Raw genomic sequence first — 22,858 nt, 5'->3', positions numbered from 1 at the left:
TCTAAACAACAAAGACCGCTAGACTGTTTGCCAATAGCTCATCAAGCGTTTACCAAACTCAGAAGGTGTGGTGTTATGGACGATCATCTCATCACATTGGTTGAACACCATGAAGTGCTTTAGTTCTTCGCACAAAGCGTAAATCAATGACTCATGAGTTTTAACTCTGTCTTCAACAACCAAGTTACGAATATTGAGCAAACCACTCTTCCTATCGACCTTACAATCCATTCGTGCCACCAGCCCACCTTGCCAGAGAATCGGTAAGCTAAAATAACCAAACTGACGCTTAGCTTCTGGAACATAGCACTCAAGAAGGTAATCAAAGTTGAACAATGATTGCATTCGCTTTCGTTGAATCAGCAAGTTATCAAACGGAGACAGTATCTTAAGCTTGGTTCTGGAAAGAGGTTGATTCAGCAGATCAAAAGCACCTGGCAGAACATAGTAATCAGAGCCTTGAATATCTACTTTCATCAACTGCTTATCTTCAAGCATCTGCTGGAGTGTTGTCTGAATCAGAGGTTTTGTGTTCTTGAGTAGATAGCTCATTTCCGACGCTATTCCCACACCATTAGCTTCTAAATAACGCGTAATTAGATGCTCGATGTACTCTTGTTCCGTTGGTTCTGAGGTATCAATGCCACTCGGCAAAACTCGCTCGGTTAGGTCATACACCTTATGGAAGTTCACTCGGCTCGGCACCATTAAGTCACCTTGCATAAACAAAGTCTCTAGTGCCTGTTTGGCAGGTTTACCGCCCCATCCGCCGGGGTTTGGTCTATCCCCTTCAAAGTCTTTCGCCATTAATGGCCCTTCGCTCTCAATGCGTTTGAGAACATGCGCCATCAGTGCATCATCCTTTTTATACCAATGCTTAAGCTTACCGGTCGCAAACCCGTTCTTTCGATGCAGGCTGAAGCGGTAGTCGCGCATAGGCAGATAAGCAGCAGCGTGCGACCAATACTCAAACACTTCTCGACGCTCTAGCAGCTTGTCGAGATGATCAAGCTTGTAGTCTTGATTACGATTCCACAGCGTATGGTGGTGAGCTCGCTGAATCACAGAGATGGTATCAATTTGAACATACCCAAGGTTTTCAATCGCAGACAGCGTGTTCGCCAAAGTTCCTCCATTGCGTTGCTTTTTAGGTGGCAATTTTTGCGAAAGCAGTACAATTTTTTGCGCTTGAGCGAGTGACAATGATTCCATGTAATTCAGACTCTAATTGATACCAATAATCGGCTTATGATTCAGCAATAAGTTCTTGAAGAATTTGCTTGTACGTTTCGACCGTCTGCGCACCAGTGACCGCACTCTTGCGGTTGAATACCACGGTAGGAACCGCTGAGATTCCCATGCGTTGCCATTCAAACTCTTGCGCTTCAATTTGCTTCAAGTTATCGATGTTCTTTAGGCGCTTCAGTGCTTTCGTTGAGTCTAAGCCAACTGCTTCAAGTTCTTGCGCGATAACCTCAAGATCGGACAAATCTTTCTGCTCTGAAAAATGAGCAGTAAAGAAGCGTAGCTTTAACTCAGTCTGTTTGCCATGCGCCAACGCGAAATCGAGCAGCACATGTAGGTGACGTGAATTCACCATTCTCATGCTGTCATAGAAATTGAAATCGAAACCAACCGCTTTGCCACGCGCCGCAAGCTGTTCGCGTGAACTTTGACTCTCTTCTGCGCTAGAGCCGTATTTTCTCATGATATGGTCACGCAGGTTTTCACCTTCTTGCGGCATATCTGGATTCAACTCAAACGGCTGCCATTCAAGTTCAATTTGCTCCGCTAAACCAAGTTCTATAATGGCTTGCTCTAAGTTTTTGTAGCCGACTACGCACCATGGGCACATTACGTCAGAAATAATATCGAGTTGAAGTTTCTTGCTCATCGTCATTCCAAGTGATCATTGATAAGGCATGTCTGCAGTAAAAGCAGGCATCCAATTTATCTTCAGACTACAACAACCTGAACAATCGTTCAAATTTAACTAAATTCAACACTAACGAACAAAAAAGCCAACTCATGTTCACGAGTTGGCTTTGACAAAAATCGGGTCGAGCTTAAGAGCGTTACGCTAGCAACTTCTCAAGTACTTGGAACACACCCGCGTCAACGTTACTTGGCGCGCCAAAACGCGCAATCTCTTTCAGCTTAGGATGGGCGTTTTCCATCGCGTAAGAGTGGTAGCTCTCTTTTAGCATTTCCAAGTCATTGAGGTAGTCACCAAAGCTCATGGTCTGCTCGTAAGTGAAACCTAATGTGTTCTGTAGATGTTTAATCGCCGCACCTTTTGACGCTTCAGCGTTCATTACATCCAACCAAATTTTTGCACTGACAACCACTTGGTAGTTCTCACCGAATTTGGCATCAATAGTTGGGTTCACTTTCTCTTGTGAACCGTCGAAGTGACAGATAGCCACCTTGATGAAATCGTCTTCTACCGCCAGTAAGTCTTCTACTTGCTCTCGGCGATGGTAGTACTTAGAGATCTCCGCTAAAGCACGCTCATCTTTGGTTTCAATGTATGCAGACTTTTTACCACAAAGTACAACGTGTGCACCTTCAATCGCACGCGCTTCTTTGATGATGTCTTTGATGGCATCAGTATCAAGTAAGCAGCTGTAGAGCTCTTGCCCTTTGTGCATCACTAATGTGCCGTTTTCAGCAACGAACATCATGCGATCTTTTAGCGGAGAAAATGTTTCCATCAGGCTGTAATACTGACGACCCGATGCCGCAGCAAAAATAATGTCTTGGGCTTCTAGTCGCCCGTAAAGGTTGAAAAATTCTGGGTCTAACTTTCCGTGTTCATTAAGCAGAGTGCCGTCCATATCAGCAGCGATAAATTTGATGTTCTGTTGTGGCATTTCAGGGCTTACCTATTAGTAAAAATTAAAGTGCAAATTATGATTTTTCGTTATCTTGTGTAACGGTTCTGCGTTCGATTATATCGCTAGAGTAGCCAGTGAATGCAATGCTTTTCGATAGGCTTTTTTCTTTGAGTCAGCGCCTAAATCTGAGTTTGAATCTAAGCTCGCGTCTAACTCACCAAACTCACTTCTCACGATAAGTCCTTCAATGAAGGTCATGACTGATTCACTGCGTAATTCTAATGTTGCAACGTCTACCTCTTCGCCACCACTGACTACTTTGTAAATAGTACTCTTGAGCCAAGCCTTGTGCTGTCGCGAGAGCATCGCAATGTCATCTTCCGACTCTTTAAATTCGGCTAGTGCGTGCATGAACATGCAGCCTTTGAAGTCAGGTTGTTCAAACCACGCAAGATGCCAATCTAACAGCGCATCGAGTTGGTTTTGCAATCCTGAGGTTGATGACAGTTCTGCTTCTAAACTCGACTCGAAACGCTGATGACGCCTTTCTAACACTGCTTCAATCAGCTTAGTTTTTGAACCAAAATGGCGGTACATGGAGGTTTTAGATACCGCCGCCTCATCACGAATCATATCTACCCCAACAGCGGTATAGCCATACTGATTAAATAGCGATTCCGCTACATCCAGAATCAAATCTTTTTTACTCATCGTTAATCAACCTTAAAATCGCTCTGAAATCGTAGAGCTCAATTTCTCGTTGCAAGAAGTGTACAGATCTGTATCATTCAAATCAAACAGTACAGATCTGTACACTTGCAATAAAAAGAGATAACAAGAGGAAATGATTATGATCGGTAAACTATCTGGTGGTGGAGCTCTTCCTCCGAAAGCAAGCATAAGCCAACTGATTAAAGGTTTTATTGGCGGTACGCTAGGTATCTTAATCTTGTGCTTATTAGCAGAAAGTTCTGGGGTTGCGTGGCTAATGGCTCCATTTGGCGCCACTTGTGTGCTTCTATTTGCTGTGCCTACATCGCCGTTAGCTCAACCTAGAAACGTCATTGCGGGCCACTTTATTTCGGCTGCTGTTGGCCTAATCGCGTTATATGGTTTTGGGGATGCCTATTTAACCATGGCAATCGCAGTCGGCTCATCCATCATGCTAATGCAATACTGTCGAGCGGTTCACCCACCTGCTGGCGCTAATCCTATTGTGATAGCTTTAGCAGGTACTGCGCATGTGGATTGGACGTTCTTATTTACTCCAGTATTAATCGGCAGCATCGCTTTGGTCGGTATTGGTGCGTTATTGAATAACAGCGATTCACAACAAAAATGGCCGTTATACTGGTTTGGTTCATCTAAGTCTTAGTCCGTTGAATTTCAATAGTAAGTAACGGTTTTCGTATCCAACTTAAGAGCAAATTGAAAGATCACATTGACCCTTGTATAAAATGGGCTTACTATTAATCGTCTTTTAACGATTATGGAAAGCGAAACATCAATATGAACGAAACTTGCTCTACAACTGCTGGCTGTGCTCTGCCAATCGGACATGGTGATGTCGAAGCTGAAAAGCAAATGGCAACTCTAGCGAAAGCGCTCGCTCACCCGGCAAGAGTTCGTATATTGAGTATCCTTTCAACGTTAGAAAAATCGGGCGGCTGTTTGAACAGTGACTTGGTGAGTGAATTAGGCTTGGCTCAATCAACAGTATCAGAGCACCTAAGAATCTTGAAAACCTCAGGCTTCATCACTGCTGAATCGATACCACCGAAGATGTGCTATCGCATTAACCGAGGTAATATTCAGCAATTTGAATCGCTTATCGACATTATTTTAAAATAGATTAACCACGCTTAGTTTGTCGAAAACAATAAACTAAGCGTATTTTTTGCCTTTAAATATCGCTTTTCGACGATTAACGATACCAACTAAAGAGATAATATCATGAAGCCAAAATTAGGTTTTCTCGATCGCTACTTAACGCTGTGGATCTTCATCGCCATGGGCATTGGTGTACTGCTTGGCACCTTATTCCCACAAATCGAACAGTGGAACGAATCAATGTCTGTTGGCACAACCAACATTCCACTGGCAATTGGCCTTATCTTAATGATGTACCCACCTCTGGCTAAGGTTAACTACAACCTGCTAGGCACCGTGGTAAAAGATAAGAAAGCCATCAAACTATCTTTGATCATGAACTGGCTTGTTGGCCCAATTCTGATGTTTGTGTTGGCGCTAACATTCTTAGGTGACCACCCAGGTTACATGGTCGGCGTGATTCTGATTGGTCTTGCTCGTTGTGTGGCAATGGTTCTGGTTTGGAACGACATCGGCGGCGGTAACAAAGAATACGGCGCGGCGTTGGTTGCCTTGAACAGTGCATTCCAAGTGGTGAGCTATAGCTTTATGGCGTGGCTATTCATCAGCGTTCTACCACCGGTATTCGGTTACGAAGGCATGATGGTTGATATCTCAATGATCGATATTGCACACAGTGTACTTATCTACCTAGGTATCCCATTCCTAGCAGGCTTCCTAAGCCGTAAGATCCTAGTGTCGATGAAAGGCGAGCAGTGGTACAACGATGTGTTCATTCCACGTATCTCACCAATCACACTGATTGCTCTACTGGCGACTATCGTGCTGATGTTCAGCCTAAAAGGCGAGATGATTGTTGAACTGCCAATGGACGTATTGTTGATTGCGGTTCCTCTAACCATCTACTTCACTGCGATGTTCTTCATCAGCTTCTTCATTGGTAAGAAGATGGGCATTGAATACGACAAGAACGCGTCAATCGCATTCACAGCGACCGGTAACAACTTCGAGCTAGCGATTGCCGTTGCTATCTCAGTATTCGGTATCAACTCAGACCAAGCGTTTGCAGGCGTTATCGGTCCACTGATTGAAGTACCCGTGCTGATTTATCTAGTGAACGTTGCGCTTAAGATGAAAGACAAGTACTACAACGGTCTGACGGTTAAATCTAGCATCTAGCATCTAGCATCTAGCAGAAGATTAGAAAAACTAAGGGCTTACTTTTCGGGGTAAGCCCTTTCATTTGTCTACGGTTTGGAAAAGATCAATCGAGTAAGGTTTTGAGATTGTCTTCCAACCACAGCAAGCCCGGCCCTTTCATCGCTTTCTTGGAGATCACTAAATCGACAGGAGGCGACCATGTTTTATGGTCAAACGAGACGTTTATCTGGTTAAGCTTCCCTTGTTGAATCTCATGTTCCACCAAATAACTCGGTAAGTATGCCCAACCCACCGAGCTATGTACGATCATCTCCTTGATAGCAACAAAGCTGTTCGCCCACCACACCTTGCCCGCTACCACGGGAAAATGGTCAATCACCTTACCTTTGTTGCCTCGTAGAATAAGCTGTCGATGAGAAATAAAGTCGGGTAACTTCGCAACCGACACTTCAGCTAAAGCATGACTTGGATGACACACAGCAACAAAAGGCAGATTACCGATAAAGCACGGCTCTGAATCGGCATGAAAAGCGAGGTCAGTAAACATCAGGCCGATATCTGCGCGGTCTTGTGACACCAAGCGATTCACATCGGTACTCGCCGCAGCCATTAACTCTACTTCGGTAGCTGGGAATGTTCGGCTGAACTTATCCAACACCTTCGGCAATGAAGGAAGTAACAAGGCATCATCTAAAGCGATACGCAGTAGCCCTTCCTCTTGATTATTGATGGCATTGACCGATGAATTGAGATCTTCCACTTGTAGAATAATCGCTTTGACCTGTTTGAAGATCTGCTGACCTTGCGCCGTCAGGGTTGGTTTACGTGTCGAACGGTCAAAAAGTTGAACATTAAAATCTATTTCAAGATTACTGATACCTTGGCTTACCGCCGACTGGACCTTGCCCAACTCACGAGCACTGGCAGAAAATGACCCTAATTCAACGGCATACACAAACATCTTCAGCTGTTCTATGTTGTACATTCGGTATCTCCCACACTTACTATCACCATATGTGATGCTAACTATCTTTATATTATCAGTTAAATAGATATTATCTAGGCAAGTCATTAGCCCATCGGCGGCTATTTAATCGTAAAGAGAGTTAGAAAAATGTCACATAAAGAACGCATGTTGCACATGGTGCTATTTGAATTAGCAGCTTTGATTTTGATGGCAGGGCTTGCAACCTATATTACAGGAAACGGCGCAGGCGAAATGGCAGGCTTAGCGCTCGCAATATCATTGATAGCGATGGCGTGGAACTACGTTTACAACTATGGCTACGACAAAATTTACGGAGCAGACCGAAGCAAAAGAACCAAGAAAATACGTGTTCTGCACGGATTAGGTTTTGAGCTTGGCTTAATGACAGTGACTTTGCCTGTCTTGATGTGGGTTCTACAACTCGATTTCCTAACCGTACTGATCATGGACATCGGCCTAGTTATTTTCTTCGTACTTTACGCGATAGCATTCAACTGGGCGTATGACTCAATCCGAGCTCAATTGGTTTCGAAAGGAAAAGTGGCAGCTCTGGTTTAGAGCGGTAAGTTCATCTCGTATAACAAGAACATACACCCAAATGAAAACTGCCAAACTACAACATAGTTGGCAGTTTATTCATTTATGCATATAAGCTCATTTGTTAACGCCCTTGTTACATAGCAAAAACATCACACTGCCCTCCCTAATTAAGTCTAATAATCCGCCACTCACGAAGTAGCATCACAAATCCAAACATAAACTCCTCGTACCAGTTGCGCATTCATTTACATATAGGTAGTTTGAGCGACTTCGCAACCTATCAATTCGAGCAATGACGTTCATGCGAGCATCTTTTTCGAGCAAAAGTGTTCGGATTAACATTTCAAGTGACTTTAATTAACAACTTTATGCTCAAACGCTCACTTTTGATGTTCGTTTATTTTCGAGTTAGCAAATATATGCACAATACACGTGCTAGATAAGCAAAACTAAAAAGGACTCGAACATGACAACAAACAAACACCCTTCTTTATTTGGGCAATGCTTGGCTGAATTTATCGGTACAGGATTACTCATATTCTTTGGCGTTGGCTGTGTGGCCGCTCTGGTATTAACTGGTGCGACATTCGGACAATGGGAAATCAGCATCATCTGGGGCTTCGGTGTTGCGATTGCAATTTACTGTACTGCCGGCGTTTCAGGCGCACACATCAACCCAGCCGTAACGATTGCACTGGCCATGTTCCATGGTTTTGATAAAGCGAAAGTGGTGCCTTACATCATTTCGCAACTGCTTGGCGCTTTCTGCTCTGCAGCATTGGTTTACAGCCTGTACAGCAACCTATTTACTGACTACGAAATCGCACATAACTTTGTTCGTAGCAGCCAAGACGCACTATCAACTGCTGGTATCTTCTCGACTTACCCACATGCTTCACTCTCTTTCTTCGGCGCTTTTGCTGTGGAATTCGTGATTACTGCAGTGTTGATGTTTGCCATTTTAGCGTTAGGTGATGAGAACAACGGCGCATCTCGCGGTGCAATGAACCCTCTACTGATCGGTATTCTTATCGCGGTTATCGGTGGTTCTTTAGGTCCACTGACGGGCTTTGCAATGAACCCTGCTCGTGACTTCGGACCAAAACTGTTCGCTTACTTTACAGGTTGGGATTTCGCACTAAGCGGTGCTCGTGATATTCCTTACTTCATCGTTCCAATTCTTGCTCCAATTGCTGGTGCGTGTTTTGGTGGTTGGTTGTACCCACGTGTTATCGGTGCTTACCTACCAGTAGAAGGCCAAGGCTGCACAATTCCAAACCAATGTGAAACAGAAGAAGAAGCTGAACAAGCTCAAGCTTAATCACTAAGCGCCCCTACATTTACTAAAATATAAATAACAAAAGAAAAAGGATTCTTACCATGACCGAGCAAAAATACATTGTTGCCCTAGACCAAGGCACCACAAGCTCTCGCGCTGTAATCCTCGACCACGATGCAAACATCGTAAGCTCTTCTCAACGCGAATTTACTCAGATTTATCCTAAAGCAGGTTGGGTTGAGCATGACCCAATGGAAATCTGGGCAACTCAAAGCTCTACATTGGTTGAAGCACTTGCTAAAGCAGGCATTCGCAGCGACGAGCTAGCGGGTATCGGTATCACTAACCAACGTGAAACCACCATTGTTTGGAACAAAGAAACGGGTAAGCCGGTTTATAACGCCATCGTATGGCAGTGTCGCCGTACAGCAGACATCTGTGAAGACCTTAAAGCACGTGGCCTAGAAGACTACGTACGTGACAATACAGGCTTAGTCCTTGACCCGTATTTCTCAGGTACCAAAGTAAAATGGATTCTAGACAACGTTGAAGGCGCTCGCGAAGACGCAGAAGCTGGCAAACTACTGTTCGGTACAGTTGATACGTGGTTAGTTTGGAAGATGACTCAAGGACGTGTTCACGTTACGGATTATACCAACGCGTCACGTACTATGTTGTTCAACATCAATGACCTATGCTGGGATCAGAAGCTACTTGATGAAATGGGCATTCCAGCAGTCATGATGCCAGAAGTAAAACGCTCTTCAGAGGTATACGGTCAAACGAACCTTGGTGGTAAAGGCGGTACGCGTATCCCAATCGCGGGTATTGCGGGTGACCAACAAGCTGCACTTTACGGTCAAATGTGTGTAGAAGCAGGCCAAGCTAAGAATACTTACGGCACGGGTTGTTTCCTTCTAATGAACACAGGCCAAGAGAAAGTAACATCGAAGAATGGTCTACTAACAACGCTAGCATGTGGCCCTAAAGGCGAGCCTGCATACGCGCTTGAAGGTGCGGTATTCATGGGTGGCGCATCTATCCAATGGCTACGTGATGAAATGAAGCTACTGGCTGGTGCAGAAGACTCTGAGTACTTCGCAACCAAAGTAGACTCTTCAAACGGCGTTTACGTGGTTCCTGCATTTACTGGCCTAGGCGCACCCTACTGGGATGCTTATGCTCGCGGTACGATTGTCGGCCTAACTCGTGGTGTTAACTCTAACCACATCATCCGTGCAACGCTGGAAGGCATTGCTTACCAAACGCGTGACGTACTAGACGCGATGCAAGCGGATTCAGGCATCAAGCTAGCGAAACTACGTGTTGATGGCGGCGCAGTAGCGAACAACTTCCTAATGCAATTCCAATCAGACGTGCTGGATACTGAAGTTCACCGCCCGGAAGTAACAGAAGTAACGGCTCTTGGTGCCGCTTACCTTGCTGGCCTAGCGGTTGGTTTCTGGGACAGCATTGACGAGCTTCAAGACAAAGCCGTTCTTAACCGTACCTTCATGCCACACCACGACGAAGAGAAGCGTAACCGCCGTTACAAAGGTTGGAAGCGTGCTATCAAGTGTGCACAGGTTTGGTCTGAACTGCACGATGACGACGAAGAGTAATCTAAGCGTGAGTTAACAGAGGAGCACGAATAATCCCTTATTAATCGATTCGATTGTTCGAACCTCAGCAAACGAAACTAAAAAGAGCACTATTTTGTGCTCTTTTTTGCGTTTCAGGCTCAAATTCCATGTTTTGAGCAGCGTTTTTGCGGTTTAGACATGATTCCTTACCATCATTACTTCTCTCTTTTCATCAATTCGAGCACAATAGTGTGAGTTTATATTTTCGATTTTGACGCGCTAGAGCCCTTTGCGCGCAGGGAGTGGTAAGTTAAGTGAAGCAGATACCAAGACACCAGCAGATTGTAGATCTGGTAAAAACACAAGGATATGTGAGTACCGATGAGCTCGTTGAAAAGTTCGATGTTAGCCCACAAACCATCAGACGAGACCTCAATGAACTTGCCGATAGCAACAAAATCCGTCGCTATCACGGTGGTGCAACCATTCCTTTAAGCTCAGAAAACACCTCTTATAACACGCGTAAAGCGCTTAACTTCAACGAAAAAGACGTGATCGCCGACGAGCTGGTTAAACATATCCCAGATGGCGCAACCTTGTTCGTTGATATCGGCACCACACCTGAATCGGTTGCTCGCGCACTCAACAAAAACCACAAACAGCTACGAGTTGTGACCAACAACATTAACGTTGCAAGCATCCTTCTACCGAACCCTGAGATCAAGGTTATCTTGGCGGGCGGTGAAGTACGTAACCGCGATGGTGGCATTGTCGGTGAAGCGACACTCGATTTCGTGAAGCAGTTCCGCCTCGATTTCGGTATCTTGGGCATCAGTGGCATCGACTTTGACGGCTCGTTACTCGATTTTGACTACCACGAAGTTCGAGTGAAACAAGCCATCATCGAAAACAGTCGCAGCATCTTCTTAGCCGTCGACCACACTAAGTTTGGCCGTAACGCGATGGTTAAGCTCGGTAATATCTCTCAAGCCCACATGGTGTTTACTAATAAGCAGCCACCAGAAGAGATTCTCAACATCCTTAAAGATTCCGCAATACCATTAGAAGTGATCGATACCGCTCGTCCTATGAGCGAATAACTAAACATAAGAGCTCAGTGACGCCACTTTCTTAAATGATTCACGATTCTTTATAGAAAAGTTAATAAAGTAAAACTTGCTCGCTGTCACTGTCGCTTCTATGCTCGAATTAGACTTATTTGAACCTCTGCCTTCATAAGCAGAGGTTTTTTTATGCCCAAATCACATAAAACGCGCATAAACGAAAATAATAAATGACCGCAAACGAAAGTTCATATAGGATTCAATTATGTTCTAAAATGCTCGTTCGCTCAGAAAGAGGTCAAAACCATGAGTGCTCAACAAAATAATTCAAACAACAGTACACCTTCCACTTTAGACTTGATCGTGATTGGCGGCGGCATCAATGGTGCAGGCATCGCGGCAGATGCAGCAGGTCGTGGTCTAAACGTTGGCTTATATGAAGCAAATGATTTCGCGTCTGCAACGTCTTCCGCTAGCTCAAAGCTTATCCACGGTGGCCTACGCTACCTTGAACATTACGAATTTCGTTTGGTTTCGGAAGCACTCGCTGAACGTGAAGTCTTGTTAAGAAAAGCGCCTCACGTTGCTCAGCCAATGCGTTTCCGTTTACCTCATCGACCATTTTTACGCCCAGCTTGGATGATTCGCTGTGGCCTATTCCTTTACGATAACTTGGGTAAGCGCACCACTCTTCCTGGAAGTAAGACAGTCAACCTAGCAAAATCAGGGCTACTGAAACCAGAAATGAAGACAGGCTTCGAATACTCAGATTGCTGGGTTGATGATGCTCGTATGGTATTGCTCAACGTGTTGGCAGCAAAAGAAAACAACGCAGAAGTACGTAACTACTGCCGTGTTGAAAAAGCGCACCGCGAAGGTGGTGTTTGGCATGTAACGATCCTTGATGTGATGACAAACCAACGCTTTGAACGCAAAGCAAAAGCGCTTGTTAACGCTGCTGGTCCTTGGGTTAAACAGTTCTTTGATGATGGATTAGAGCAGGCTTCGCCTCGTAACATTCGTCTTATCAAAGGCTCACACATTGTTGTGCCACGCATTCATGACGAACCACAAGCGTACATTCTGCAAAACAAAGACAATCGCATTGTGTTCATGATCCCTTACCTAGATAAGTTCTCGATCATCGGCACCACCGACCTTGAATACAAAGGCGACCCACGTAACGTCGCAATTGATGATGTCGAAGTGGATTACTTGATTGATATCGTTAACCAGCACTTTGTTAAACAGCTTGGCCGTGAAGACGTGGTTTGGACATACAGTGGCGTAAGACCACTTTGTGACGACGAATCTGATTCACCACAAGCGATCACTCGTGACTACACATTGGAATTGGACGCAGAGCTAGATCAAGCACCACTGCTTTCGATCTTCGGTGGCAAATTAACCACTTACCGTAAGCTAGGCGAAGCGGCACTTAAGAAGCTTGAGCCACACCTAACCAACATGGGTGCGCCATGGACAGCGAACGACACGCTTCCAGGTGGTAACTTTAGTTGCAGCAGAGAGCAACTTGCGAAGATGATCCACACTAAATACCCTTGGGCATCTGAAGCGTTGTTACTTCGCTACGTGACTCAATTTGGTACTTACACGTGGAAGCTACTGGAAGGCGCGAATAGTGAAGCAGACCTTGGCAGCCAATTTTCAAACGAAGCGCATGGCGTTTATCAAGTTGAGATCGATTACTTGATCAATGAAGAGATGGCGATGACTGACGAAGACATCTTGTGGCGCAGAACCAAGCTTGGCCTGTACATGAGTGAATCAGAGCAGCAAGCAGTAACGGATTACCTGAAAGAGAAACTACAAAGCAAGGTAGTGAGCTTTTCTCAAGTAGGCTAACCCCACCAGCCTAAACATGGTTCAAGAACATACTTAACTACGAAGCTTAGCGTCCCCCGCGCTAAGCTTTTTTATATCCACCCTATTTACAAAACCTTAGTGCTAACTGAGTTTGTCTATATCTACGGTTTCTTATATCCAAATATTCTTATGCGTTCAGATAGAGACTGGAATGCAGAAACGAAAAAAAACTCCCGAAGGAGTTTTTATTGTCTAAACCTGCAGTAACCGTTTAGCGATCTAACGATTTAACTTAGCTAGTCAGCAAAATTACCAACTCACTAGCCCGTTAAACGAGCATGCAGTGAATCTTTAAGCTCAGAACGATCATGTTTCAATTGGTGCATCGAGCCGTCATCAATGGGTGAATCTTTCAGCTCTAGTTTACGAATCTCTTTATCAAGGTTGTCGTATGTCTTCATATCTTCTGCAAAGCCATCGTCAGTTTTAGCAAGCTCAGCAATTTTGTCTTTCATTTCAGGACATTCGTGAACAAGAGAGTGATTTTCACCTAGCATAGAAACCTCTTAAGTTGAGTAAAGTGATTGGTAGTACACATTCATTATTTACCTTAGCAAGGGACTCAAATAACAAATGAGATCCAGTACACAGCCTAGAATATAGACAGTTCAGATTCACAAATTTACAACATAAATCGGTAGGGATGCGTTGTTTTACATAGAAGAAAGCCTCACGTAATCGCAAGGCTTTGTAGAGGTGAGTTATTTATAAGAACAGTGACAGAAATGATAATAACAGCAGCTAAAAAGTATTTTCAAAAAAGGATTAGCTGCTACACCCACCAGAATGAACTCGATTCATTTGATCATGTGAAGATGTGTCAGAGCCTGTCGATTGGCATCCCGCCACAAACAATAGCGTTACAGATAAGATAAGCCATTTCATAATTAATCCTCTTTTAGTCATAACTAAAGCATAGTGCTTAAAAGCGCGAATACCTCAGTCATTAACTAAAGCCTTACCTGCCGATAAAGCCTTAGTTAATGAACAAAGCATCGCTTCATTAATTAACGACCAGTCTCCGTGCAAAAAACTTTCACCAAACGAACAAAAAACAGTCACAACTCTCTCTAAGCTTCACAATAACCGGCCCTTCAATTTCTTTCAGTTATTATCTAAATAACATCAATTCATTTTTAGAATCACCACCAAACCGATACATTAGTGTCATCTCCTAATGACGACCTCAAGGTAAACGATATGAAAAAGACCATTTTAGCAACACTGATTACCATCACATCAATGCAAACAATGGCAGCAGTTGAAGTAACCGACGAAAACTTCGCTCGTGCAGAAAGCGACCTTTACTTCACTCAACAGTTAGAGCATCAACCGGTTAATGTTTTTGAGCATAATCGCGAGAACGTAACGGTAGAGAACCAAATGATTATCCGCTCTAACACCGACCTGCTCTATTCAACCGCGGTTGTCGATGTCTCAGAAGGCGCAACATTCAAGCTGGCGAAAGGCGATGCGTACCAGATCATGCATATCTTCAATAACAATCATGATAACCACATGGCCATTTATGGTGGCGAAGAAATTTACATCGACTCAGAAATCGCAGGTTCAGACTACATCTACATACTGATGCGAACTGCAACAAGTGCTGGCGCAGATGAAGCGCATCGACTGCAAGATGCGGCGGTCATTAATGCGAAATCAGCTAAGCCTTTTGAACCTGCTTCAGATTGGGATGATGCTTCTCGAGATAACGTCCGAGCAAAATGGGAGAAGCTAGTTAATGACATCAAGACAGAAGAAGCCTTCACACCAAACATCACAGCCACATCAGATAACAAGCAGTTTATGATTGGTACTGCGGTAGGTTGGGCTGGTATGCCGGCAGAGCATGCTGTGTATACATCACGAGCGGGCACAGGTAAAACAGAATGTGCAAACATCACGTTTGAAGCACCCTCATTACGTTATGACGAAGGCGGTTATTGGTCAATTACGGCCTATTCAAGCCAAGGCTGGTTGATGACGAACAACAGTGCTGATTCAACGACATCAACACCCAATAAAGACGGTTCTTACACGATCCACTTTGCGCCCAAAGGGCAAACCTGTGACGCTGCAAATAACGTAATTGAAGTAAACGATGATGGCTGGAACTTTGCGGTTCGTGCATACCGTCCTAGTGATGAAGCGGTAGCATCAGGTGAGATGCACAACTTCCCACAGGTCACTACTCAATAGCGGGGAATAACGACTGAATTGCGAGTGATTAGTGTTAATTAACTGGCAATAACAGCTGCTAACAATAACAACTACTAACAATAACCTAGCCTCTCATTTGAGAGGCTTATTGCTTTTCTTTTATGATGGCTTGGGAGGTAGTGATAATTTTACGCTTAAGCCATTGATTCATCGGGTGCATTCTCTTGTTATGAGATTCCACCAACACGATTTTTTTGAGCTCTTCCGGTGCATAATCAGGAAAAGAGAGATAATCGAACTCTTCATGAAGATAAAGAGCAAGCTGCTTGGAACACGGTAGAATCATGTCACTTTGTTTAATGACCTCTAATAGCGTGTGCAAATACGAGCTTCTTGCTTTGACTTTAAGCTGCTCTGTCGACAAATGCTTGGCGATATAAGGCTGAATATCATTCCACCCCGGTATCACCAAACTCGCGTATTCCGCTTCATCTATCTCTTGCTGTGAAATCACTTTGCCAACTAATGGATGGCCGGTTTTAACCAACCCGACAAAGTCATCCTCACCGATAATCTGATGGGTAAACTGCTTATTCGTGTCGATTGGAGAAAAGTTGATAGCTGCTTGTATCTCGCCATCCAACAATTTTTTCAGCGTTTGAGAGCCCCAATTAACAATATTGACTTGAGCATTGGGCGCTTCTTGAATGAGACCAAGGCATAAACGCGCACCAAGCCAGTTCGAGATAAAACCGTTAATCGCAATCGTGATGTTGCCTTGATACTCGGCAGGGTCAAAGCTTGGAGTTTCAAGAATCACGTCGTCTAAGCTTTCCATGATCATTGGCAGCCGTTCACCAAGCTCTAACGCACGTGGAGTTGGCTTCAAACCTGAATGGACACGAGTAAACAATTCGTCATCAAAGTATTCTCTCAATCGCCCTAGTGCTTTACTCACTGCGGGCTGACTCAGCGCCAATTTATTGCCAGCAATGCGAGTATTTTGGGTTTCTAGCAAAACCAGAAATACGCGGATTAAATTGAGATCCAATTGTTTCATAGTTACCTGTCATTAAAGTTTGGTCAGGGAGATATTTAGCCTTCTGGCTATAAAAGCTAACTTAGCGAATATCTCTCTCATTATGGCTCATTTGACGATTGATTCGCTTAACGATCTTTAACTCTTTCTTACTATCTAGACAAACTAAACAATAAATCATCATAGAAAAAGCGGAACTTCAATTCCTTAAAGTTCTGCTTTAACAATCCATGACTGCTTACGCTCTGCGCTTTTTGAAGGCGTGCCAGCCAGCGCTGAAAATTGTTTTTAACACCACACCTAATGCGCTTAGTTTAGGGTCGGCATTCTTGCCAGAGGCGATGCGCCACATTTGATGTTCATACCAAACCAGCCCGACCATCGCCATCCTGTCTAAAGCGGGCTTTCCTGTGGTTGGCACCGTTAGCGGCATACCGTGGCTAGGGTTTTCAATTAACTTGTTAGGGAAATCTGGATCAACCGCCATTGTGCGCGCAATACCAATAAAATCGGTCGCCGAGGTGTTTAATGCTTCATTCATTGCTTGCGCGGTTCGAAAACCACCCGTGACCACCAGCGGTGTGCTGACGAGTTTTCTCGCCTTCACCATGTAATCCATAAAATACGCTTCACGCTTTACTGTGCTGGCCTTGATTGATTCAGCCTTATTCTTTGAACCCATCATTGATGGGCTTTCATAGGTGCCGCCGGAGATCTCAATCAAGTCGATACCGTTATCACTCAATGTTTGTACAACCTGCATCGACTCTTCTTCAGTGAAGCCACCTTTCATGAAGTCGGCGCTGTTGAGCTTAATTCCGACAGGGAAATCTTCACCGACCTCTTTTCGAAGCGCGCGATAAACCTCAAGCACAAAACGAAGTCTGTTTTCGAGTGAGCCACCCCATTTGTCTTGGCGTTGATTGTGTCTCGAAGACAAAAACTGACTCACGAGATAACCATGAGCACCGTGAATCTGCACGCCAGTAAAGCCTGCTTGTTTTGAAAGCTTTGCACTCAGCGCGAATTTATCAATGATTGCGATTATTTCCGTCTCAATCAGAGCTCGTGGCGTATTGAAGCCTTTCTCTAACCCGCGCTCTAAAGAGATCGCCGAAGGAGCAACGGGGCTATCACATAAGAATTTAGGAATTTGCTTTCCTGGGTGGTTCAATTGCATCCATATCTGCGAACCATTTTGTGTTCCAGCCTTCGCCCACTCACGAAATACGCTTAAGTCACTTTGCTCATCCAACACAACGTTTTTAGGTTCACCAAGCGCACCTCTATCGACCATCACGTTGCCCGTCATGGATAGGCCAATTCCTCCTTGAGCCCAACGCTGGTAAAGCGTGACTAAACCTTGCTTAGGGTTATGATGTTTATCACCTAGCTGTTCACTCATTGCCGATTTGAACAGGCGATTTTTGATCACTTGGCCATTAGGAAGAGAAAAAGGGTCGTTGAGGCAGATTGGATTCATGCGCGTGGTTACTTTCTTTGGTCTATATATTGCGTCCAGTATGCCCTATTTTATTCGACAGTTCTGAGCATTTAGTGCCTATTTCGAAGCAAATTTCACTCAATAATAAAATGCCAGCGGCATAGCCGCTGGCATTAATTGATTCTAAACAAAACCTTAAACAGGCGATCTAAGTCATCACTTTATCGTGGATTTCTTGACCTTAGTGAACGGTGTCGATTTCCATTTATCGGTTCTTACCTCTTCACCGGGCGTGTACATGCGTAACACTGAATACCATTGGTGAGCGGGGATAGGTAAGAAGTTAGGATCATCTTCATGCCCTTTTACATCGCTACTCATGTAAATGGTGTAGCTGCCATCAACATTAGGCGTTAGCGTTCTGTCTCCACGGGAATGACGGTTTAAGTCATTTTTCTCCATCAATCGGCTTTCACCACTGTAGGCCGTGTATGACCAAAAACCACCCTCTTCTAGCGGTGGCGAATCGAAGGTCACCGTGTAATCATACTTACTACCGTCGAGCGCACCACCTTCACTATCGAAGAAGTCACCGCTGTACATAGTGTGTTTTGCAGGCAGCCCCCATTGGCCCATTAAGGTGCCGTAGGCGTGCTGAAAGCTTGGAACCTTAGTCATTTCATCGCGAGAGCCTAATACGTCTCGTGAATCATCAAAGCCCGCATTGATGATTCGTTCCAGTCCGTCTTTTTGACCAGACTCGATCATACTAAGCTGCTCTGCCGTAAATGGATGACTGGCTTTGCCTAATTCAACATCTCCTAAACCAATGTACTCAAACAGTTCAAGCAGCTTTTGGTCATGTGCCTTCATGGTTCCTTCAGACAGAATGAAATTGGTTCGCTCGACCCAATTAGAGTCTTCAGGATCTGGATACTCGCGCTCAATAGGAACTGGCCCTTTCTGACCTAAGTATTCCGACAACGTCCTAACATTCCATTGATCCATTAACTTTTGAGCAGTTGCAGAATCGTCACCGCCAAGGTCCATGATTCGACCCATCATTTTGACCAGCGGGTGCTCGACATAGATGACTTGATCGACACTCGCAGGCACTTCACCTTTCCACCCTTCAACTGCATACATGAAACTGCCGCCTTTTGTGCCTCGCTGTGGAGAGCCAAAAGCCGAGTCAGTAAAGTGCTGCATATTCATGGTATGGAACAACCAGTATCGATTGTCATCATGGTCTGGAATCGTAACGATGACAGGCTCTGCTGCTAGGTCCATCCAACCCATCAAATGTAACGTGTCATTGTTAATCGTCGGGTGCGCAGTGTAAGTGTCGTCAGCAAGTATTCGAATATTTTGGAATCGATTCAAAGGGTAGTCTTGCTCAACGACGGTTTTGTAAAAGTATTTGTAGGCTTCATCTATCGAGTACGCGTACTCATAGGCAAGTTGGGCCAATAGCTGATTATCCTTTTTGAGCGACGCTAAACTCGCCATCTCAATGGGTAGAGTTTCCGTCTTTATCTCCATTGCTGTTTTTGTTGCCACAGCTACGCTCGTCGCGTCCACGGATTGGCTCGCGAGTACCGGAGACGGAAGTGCAACCATGAAAGCACAAGCCAGTGCTGTCGCAAGTATGTTTTTTTTCATCATTTAATGTCCTAACTAAAAACGAGTACGGAAGGTGATCCAAGTGTTGTTGTCAGTATCACCACTAAAGATGATGATGTTGTCAATATCGACCTTGTAGCCCAGTTGCATTTCAGCAGAGAAATCTCGAGTGTTCTCACCATCTAATCCGTAGGTGTATTGGGGGGCGAGTAGAAGATAAAATTGGTCAGCAAAATCGTACTTTAGATAGTTGATACTGCTGATGATTTGCGTGTCCTCAAACTTATTATTCTCCTCCCACATTTGTCCGTACGTTATGGCGCTATAGAGTTTAAATTTGTCGCTTAATTTGAATGCTTGCATCACACCAATAGAGGCGTAGTTCGATGTTAGATCGTCGTTGGAGAAGTCGTGTCCAGCATCAACAAATAAGCCGGTGCCCGTTTTCTTATTGGGTGTGAAGAATCGTGCTCGATAGTTTTCAAAGTTGTTTTTGCCTTCCAGCTTACCCAACACACCCCAATCGCCACGATTCACGCCAAACTGGAAGGTAGCGCCAAGCCCTTTATTGCCCGCAATAATTTCACCTCCCGTATAAACAGCCATTGGATCAGCCATGTCACTTGCAGGTTCTTCTTGAGCGGAAACACAAAATGCAAAGGGGATAAACGTAAAGATAGAGAGTGTAAAACTGGAAAAGGTGCCCGTGAGCAGACGTAACGGTTTCTTCATATTGTTGTCCGGTAGTAAGGTGCGCTTGTTACAGCACACCTTGCATTAGTCGTATTTGGCGTTAGTCAGCAACCACTGATTTGTCTGCCATACCAATACCACCGGCTTTCTGTCTTGGTGGAAACGCTTTGAGTGACTTCTGATATTCCGCCGCTGATTTTTGCAGCTTTGGTAATACCCAAGACTTCTCTTTCATCCATAAGAACCAACCACGAGTATCAGGGCTACGCTCGTAAGGATCAGCCTTGATGTTGATGAGCATCCCTAGTGGCCACTCTTCAGGAGGCGCAATCCACTCCGTTTTGGTTTTTAGGTGCACTTTCCAATCATCAACTCGGAACGCATTCAAATCTTGCTCGTTGTAGAAGAAGAACTCATGACGTTGACTCGGCTCGCCTTTGGTCAACATATCCAGCTGGTTATAACCATCCAAGTGGACTTGGTAACGCTCGCCGTTTAACTCTTTTCCATCTAGCAACTCTTGCTTAATGTCGCCTTCACCCACTGCAGCCATAATGGTTGGCACCCAGTCTTCAGATGTCATGAAGCCATCGGTGTATTCACCTTGAGGGATTTTATCTGGCCAGCTGACCAACATTGGCACACGGAAACCGCCATCCCATGTCGTGCCTTTTTGTCCTCTGAATGAGGCAGAGCCTGAATCAGGCCAGTGATCTAGGTTTACGCCATTGTCAGATGTGAAGAGAATGATGGTGTTGTCGATTTCGCCCAAATCTTCAAGCTTGTCGAGTAGCACACCGATCTGGTCATCCAGTTCGATCAAGCCATCGTAGTAGGTGTTGATTTGGCTCGCACCTTGATATTCCGGACGTACGTGCGTTTTTTGGTGCATACGAGTCGGGTTGTACCACATGAAGTAAGGTTGTTCGTCTTTCTCCGCTTCATGTCTATCAAGCCAATTTGTAGCAAACTCCAAAAATTCGCCATCAACGGTTTGCATGCGTTTAGCACCTAAAGGACCTTTATCTTCAATCGTTTGCTTTCCAACCACACCAAATCTTGGGTCTTCTTGCATGTCCACACTCTCGGTAGCAACAGTGTGAAGAACATTGCGAGGGCGACCTCTGAAGTTAGGGTCTGTTGGGAATTCCGGCTGTTCAGGCATCTCCATAACATTAAGGTGGTAAAGGAAACCGAAGAATTCATCAAAGCCGTGCACCGTTGGCAGGTGACTATTGTTATCGCCTAAGTGACTTTTACCGACATGCACGGTCGCATAGCCTTTGTCTTTCAACATTTCGGCTAGGGTTGGATCTTCTTTTTGAAGGCCAAGTGAAGAGCCCGGCTGACCGACAGACGTTAAGCCTGTTCGGAATGGATATTGCCCCGTGATAAAGGCAGATCGACCTGCAGTAGAGCTGCCTTGTGCGTAGTAATCGCTGACCATCATGCCGCGTTCGGCAACTCGATCAATGTTCGGCGTATCCACCGCGCCTAAACCACGGTGGTAGGCTGACAGATCCGTTGGGCTCACATCATCGAGCATGATGGCAACCACATTGGGTTGGCTCGCTGCATGTACGTTGACGCTCGCCAGTACTGAAAGCGCCAGAGCGGATTTAACAAAAGACTTATACATTTATAACCCTCATTCACTATGAGTAAATCGCTGAAGTCACAACGAAAATTGTGCATGTCTCAGCGAACCATTGTTGAGGTAAATGGTATAAGAAAGACGCCAAAAATGGCTTGATAGCCACTATTACGATTCTTAATAGTGGCCGTTAAAAAGGGGAGTTATTTAAAGGGAATAGTAGCGTGATGCTAGGATTGAATAATCGACGTGATTTCTTTTTGAAGCCAATCCGTGAACGGATTATTGCGGTTTGCTTGATGAGTAAACAGTGCCAATTCTCGACGATAGGTGTCTTTCAACAGTTCCGGCGGTAAATCGATACAACGATAAGAGTGATCAAGCAAATAGCGGCATTTCGACGATGTTACATAGATGAAGTCGCTGTCCTTAACGACTTCTAGCATCAAATTCATATTGTTGCTTCTGAGCCCGATGTGTTTATCTAAGTCGTATTTTTTGATCAACATTTCCGTCTTGGTCGGCTGAATATAACCAGGGATCATATTGATACAGAGTGGGTATTTCAGAATGTCCTCAAGGGAATTGCCTTGAATTGGGTGGTCAGCTCTTAGCACCAACATGAACTTATCAAAGCCAACTGGGCGCTCAGTCAGGGTTTTATTGACGTCCATAGGAAGATAGCTCACTCCCCAACACATTCGGTTGGTCTCTAGGGACTGGACGCCGTTATCTAACCAAGGTGAACATTGAAACGTCACTTGCGGCGCTTCTTTGGTCAGCTTTTTGATTAATGGCACACCCACTGGGATCAACAACGGGGAAGGCAACATGATTTGAACCTCCCCTCTTAAATCTTCCAAGCCCCACTCATCATTGGGTATGTAAAGGTTATCTAGCTGCTCTAATAGCAGAGGCAAGGTTTCGATAAGCTTCAAGCATTTCGGGGTGGGTTCAAGCCTTGCTTTATCTCGAACAAACAACTCATCATCAAATTGTTCTCTGAGCTTACGAAGCATGACACTGATCGTCGGCTGACTTACGTTCAAGGCTTTGGCTGCACTCACCGTTTGACGAGTTTCATTAAGCACCAAAATGAGCCGTAGTAAGTTTAGGTCTTTGGTCATGCCCTA

General features: G+C 44.7%; 21 protein-coding genes. 9 read left to right on the top strand and 12 right to left on the bottom strand.

What is annotated here, in order from left to right; all coding sequences use genetic code 11:
- Positions 1-18: 18 nt before the first annotated feature.
- From AB6D80_RS03050 to AB6D80_RS03035, 4 genes are all read right to left on the bottom strand, one after another.
- Entirely contained in the window at positions 19-1,212 is a 1,194-nt protein-coding gene (locus AB6D80_RS03050; protein WP_372187740.1) for a winged helix-turn-helix domain-containing protein, read from the bottom strand.
- A 34-nt stretch (positions 1,213-1,246) separates the two neighbouring features.
- On the bottom strand, positions 1,247-1,894 hold the full coding sequence (locus AB6D80_RS03045; RefSeq protein WP_017096299.1) for a DsbA family oxidoreductase: 648 nt from the start codon (positions 1,892-1,894) through the stop codon (positions 1,247-1,249).
- Positions 1,895-2,075: 181 nt separating this feature from the next.
- Positions 2,076-2,873, bottom strand: a complete 798-nt coding sequence (locus AB6D80_RS03040; RefSeq protein WP_372187738.1) for a Cof-type HAD-IIB family hydrolase — start codon at positions 2,871-2,873, stop codon at positions 2,076-2,078.
- 78 nt (positions 2,874-2,951) lie between these two features.
- The gene (locus AB6D80_RS03035; protein WP_102442325.1) at positions 2,952-3,548 is read right to left on the bottom strand and encodes a TetR/AcrR family transcriptional regulator; all 597 of its coding nucleotides are present in this window, start codon (positions 3,546-3,548) and stop codon (positions 2,952-2,954) included.
- Positions 3,549-3,687: 139 nt separating this feature from the next.
- Here AB6D80_RS03035 and AB6D80_RS03030 point away from each other — a divergent pair, with 139 nt between their 5' ends.
- The 3 genes from AB6D80_RS03030 to arsB all read left to right on the top strand — a co-directional run bounded on the left by AB6D80_RS03030 (position 3,688) and on the right by arsB (position 5,846).
- Entirely contained in the window at positions 3,688-4,212 is a 525-nt protein-coding gene (locus tag AB6D80_RS03030; protein WP_102568594.1) for an HPP family protein, read from the top strand.
- A gap of 134 nt (positions 4,213-4,346) precedes the next feature.
- Positions 4,347-4,688: an ArsR/SmtB family transcription factor gene (locus tag AB6D80_RS03025; protein WP_372187736.1), complete on the top strand. Its 342-nt coding sequence runs from the start codon at positions 4,347-4,349 to the stop codon at positions 4,686-4,688.
- Between the two features lie 102 nt (positions 4,689-4,790).
- A complete protein-coding gene (gene arsB, locus AB6D80_RS03020) occupies positions 4,791-5,846 on the top strand; it encodes an ACR3 family arsenite efflux transporter (protein WP_017108881.1) in 1,056 nt (351 codons plus the stop codon).
- A gap of 85 nt (positions 5,847-5,931) precedes the next feature.
- On the opposite strand, the gene AB6D80_RS03015 is transcribed toward arsB, so the two are convergent.
- Positions 5,932-6,813 carry a LysR family transcriptional regulator gene (locus AB6D80_RS03015; protein ID WP_102339998.1) on the bottom strand — a complete coding sequence of 294 codons (882 nt, stop codon included), beginning with the start codon at positions 6,811-6,813 and terminating at the stop codon, positions 5,932-5,934.
- Positions 6,814-6,942: 129 nt separating this feature from the next.
- On the opposite strand from AB6D80_RS03015, the gene AB6D80_RS03010 reads away from it, so the two are divergent.
- From AB6D80_RS03010 to glpD, 5 genes are all read left to right on the top strand, one after another.
- Entirely contained in the window at positions 6,943-7,374 is a 432-nt protein-coding gene (locus AB6D80_RS03010; protein WP_372187734.1) for a PACE efflux transporter, read from the top strand.
- Positions 7,375-7,822: 448 nt separating this feature from the next.
- A complete protein-coding gene (locus AB6D80_RS03005; RefSeq protein WP_372187732.1) occupies positions 7,823-8,677 on the top strand; it encodes an MIP/aquaporin family protein in 855 nt (284 codons plus the stop codon).
- Between the two features lie 59 nt (positions 8,678-8,736).
- Entirely contained in the window at positions 8,737-10,257 is a 1,521-nt protein-coding gene (gene glpK, locus AB6D80_RS03000; RefSeq protein ID WP_017108454.1) for a glycerol kinase GlpK, read from the top strand.
- A gap of 275 nt (positions 10,258-10,532) precedes the next feature.
- Positions 10,533-11,318, top strand: a complete 786-nt coding sequence (locus tag AB6D80_RS02995) for a DeoR/GlpR family transcriptional regulator (RefSeq protein ID WP_017100307.1) — start codon at positions 10,533-10,535, stop codon at positions 11,316-11,318.
- Positions 11,319-11,588: 270 nt separating this feature from the next.
- Positions 11,589-13,148, top strand: coding sequence for a glycerol-3-phosphate dehydrogenase (gene glpD, locus AB6D80_RS02990; RefSeq protein WP_372187730.1), 1,560 nt, complete (start codon positions 11,589-11,591; stop codon positions 13,146-13,148).
- Between the two features lie 281 nt (positions 13,149-13,429).
- Here glpD and AB6D80_RS02985 read toward each other — a convergent pair whose 3' ends face one another.
- Complete coding sequence (locus AB6D80_RS02985; protein ID WP_372187729.1) at positions 13,430-13,666, bottom strand: YdcH family protein; 237 nt, start codon at positions 13,664-13,666, stop codon at positions 13,430-13,432.
- Between the two features lie 667 nt (positions 13,667-14,333).
- On the opposite strand from AB6D80_RS02985, the gene AB6D80_RS02980 reads away from it, so the two are divergent.
- The gene (locus AB6D80_RS02980) at positions 14,334-15,371 is read left to right on the top strand and encodes a DUF1214 domain-containing protein (protein ID WP_372187727.1); all 1,038 of its coding nucleotides are present in this window, start codon (positions 14,334-14,336) and stop codon (positions 15,369-15,371) included.
- A 106-nt stretch (positions 15,372-15,477) separates the two neighbouring features.
- Here AB6D80_RS02980 and AB6D80_RS02975 read toward each other — a convergent pair whose 3' ends face one another.
- The 6 genes from AB6D80_RS02975 to AB6D80_RS02950 all read right to left on the bottom strand — a co-directional run bounded on the left by AB6D80_RS02975 (position 15,478) and on the right by AB6D80_RS02950 (position 22,852).
- Positions 15,478-16,392, bottom strand: coding sequence for a LysR family transcriptional regulator (locus AB6D80_RS02975; protein WP_372187725.1), 915 nt, complete (start codon positions 16,390-16,392; stop codon positions 15,478-15,480).
- A gap of 217 nt (positions 16,393-16,609) precedes the next feature.
- On the bottom strand, positions 16,610-17,854 hold the full coding sequence (locus AB6D80_RS02970; RefSeq protein ID WP_372187723.1) for an NADH:flavin oxidoreductase/NADH oxidase family protein: 1,245 nt from the start codon (positions 17,852-17,854) through the stop codon (positions 16,610-16,612).
- Between the two features lie 177 nt (positions 17,855-18,031).
- Positions 18,032-19,480: a DUF1254 domain-containing protein gene (locus AB6D80_RS02965; RefSeq protein ID WP_372187719.1), complete on the bottom strand. Its 1,449-nt coding sequence runs from the start codon at positions 19,478-19,480 to the stop codon at positions 18,032-18,034.
- Positions 19,481-19,492: 12 nt separating this feature from the next.
- A complete protein-coding gene (locus tag AB6D80_RS02960; RefSeq protein WP_372187717.1) occupies positions 19,493-20,170 on the bottom strand; it encodes a hypothetical protein in 678 nt (225 codons plus the stop codon).
- 61 nt (positions 20,171-20,231) lie between these two features.
- Positions 20,232-21,770: a sulfatase-like hydrolase/transferase gene (locus AB6D80_RS02955; protein ID WP_372187716.1), complete on the bottom strand. Its 1,539-nt coding sequence runs from the start codon at positions 21,768-21,770 to the stop codon at positions 20,232-20,234.
- A 185-nt stretch (positions 21,771-21,955) separates the two neighbouring features.
- Positions 21,956-22,852, bottom strand: a complete 897-nt coding sequence (locus AB6D80_RS02950) for a LysR family transcriptional regulator (protein WP_172378613.1) — start codon at positions 22,850-22,852, stop codon at positions 21,956-21,958.
- Positions 22,853-22,858: the final 6 nt, after the last annotated feature.

The organism is Vibrio sp. 10N.247.310.17 (assembly GCF_041466605.1).
In the GTDB taxonomy this organism is placed as follows: Bacteria; Pseudomonadota; Gammaproteobacteria; order Enterobacterales; family Vibrionaceae; genus Vibrio; species Vibrio tasmaniensis_A.
Note: the sequence above shows the minus strand (reverse complement) of the source record. Positions and strands in the feature narration are given on the sequence as shown.

Excerpts from the sequence above, each read along its gene's own strand:
- AB6D80_RS02970 (WP_372187723.1), bottom strand. The coding sequence starts at position 17,854 with ATGAATCCAATCTGCCTCAACGACCCTTTTTCTCTTCCTAATGGCCAA.
- AB6D80_RS02975 (WP_372187725.1), bottom strand. The coding sequence starts at position 16,392 with ATGAAACAATTGGATCTCAATTTAATCCGCGTATTTCTGGTTTTGCTA.
- AB6D80_RS03050 (WP_372187740.1), bottom strand. The coding sequence starts at position 1,212 with ATGGAATCATTGTCACTCGCTCAAGCGCAAAAAATTGTACTGCTTTCG.
- AB6D80_RS03040 (WP_372187738.1), bottom strand. The coding sequence starts at position 2,873 with ATGCCACAACAGAACATCAAATTTATCGCTGCTGATATGGACGGCACT.
- AB6D80_RS03025 (WP_372187736.1), top strand. The coding sequence starts at position 4,347 with ATGAACGAAACTTGCTCTACAACTGCTGGCTGTGCTCTGCCAATCGGA.
- arsB (WP_017108881.1), top strand. The coding sequence starts at position 4,791 with ATGAAGCCAAAATTAGGTTTTCTCGATCGCTACTTAACGCTGTGGATC.
- AB6D80_RS02960 (WP_372187717.1), bottom strand. The coding sequence starts at position 20,170 with ATGAAGAAACCGTTACGTCTGCTCACGGGCACCTTTTCCAGTTTTACA.
- AB6D80_RS03045 (WP_017096299.1), bottom strand. The coding sequence starts at position 1,894 with ATGAGCAAGAAACTTCAACTCGATATTATTTCTGACGTAATGTGCCCA.
- AB6D80_RS03015 (WP_102339998.1), bottom strand. The coding sequence starts at position 6,813 with ATGTACAACATAGAACAGCTGAAGATGTTTGTGTATGCCGTTGAATTA.
- AB6D80_RS02955 (WP_372187716.1), bottom strand. The coding sequence starts at position 21,770 with ATGTATAAGTCTTTTGTTAAATCCGCTCTGGCGCTTTCAGTACTGGCG.
- AB6D80_RS02950 (WP_172378613.1), bottom strand. The coding sequence starts at position 22,852 with ATGACCAAAGACCTAAACTTACTACGGCTCATTTTGGTGCTTAATGAA.
- glpK (WP_017108454.1), top strand. The coding sequence starts at position 8,737 with ATGACCGAGCAAAAATACATTGTTGCCCTAGACCAAGGCACCACAAGC.
- AB6D80_RS03035 (WP_102442325.1), bottom strand. The coding sequence starts at position 3,548 with ATGAGTAAAAAAGATTTGATTCTGGATGTAGCGGAATCGCTATTTAAT.
- AB6D80_RS02965 (WP_372187719.1), bottom strand. The coding sequence starts at position 19,480 with ATGATGAAAAAAAACATACTTGCGACAGCACTGGCTTGTGCTTTCATG.
- AB6D80_RS03005 (WP_372187732.1), top strand. The coding sequence starts at position 7,823 with ATGACAACAAACAAACACCCTTCTTTATTTGGGCAATGCTTGGCTGAA.
- glpD (WP_372187730.1), top strand. The coding sequence starts at position 11,589 with ATGAGTGCTCAACAAAATAATTCAAACAACAGTACACCTTCCACTTTA.
- AB6D80_RS03010 (WP_372187734.1), top strand. The coding sequence starts at position 6,943 with ATGTCACATAAAGAACGCATGTTGCACATGGTGCTATTTGAATTAGCA.
- AB6D80_RS02985 (WP_372187729.1), bottom strand. The coding sequence starts at position 13,666 with ATGCTAGGTGAAAATCACTCTCTTGTTCACGAATGTCCTGAAATGAAA.
- AB6D80_RS03030 (WP_102568594.1), top strand. The coding sequence starts at position 3,688 with ATGATCGGTAAACTATCTGGTGGTGGAGCTCTTCCTCCGAAAGCAAGC.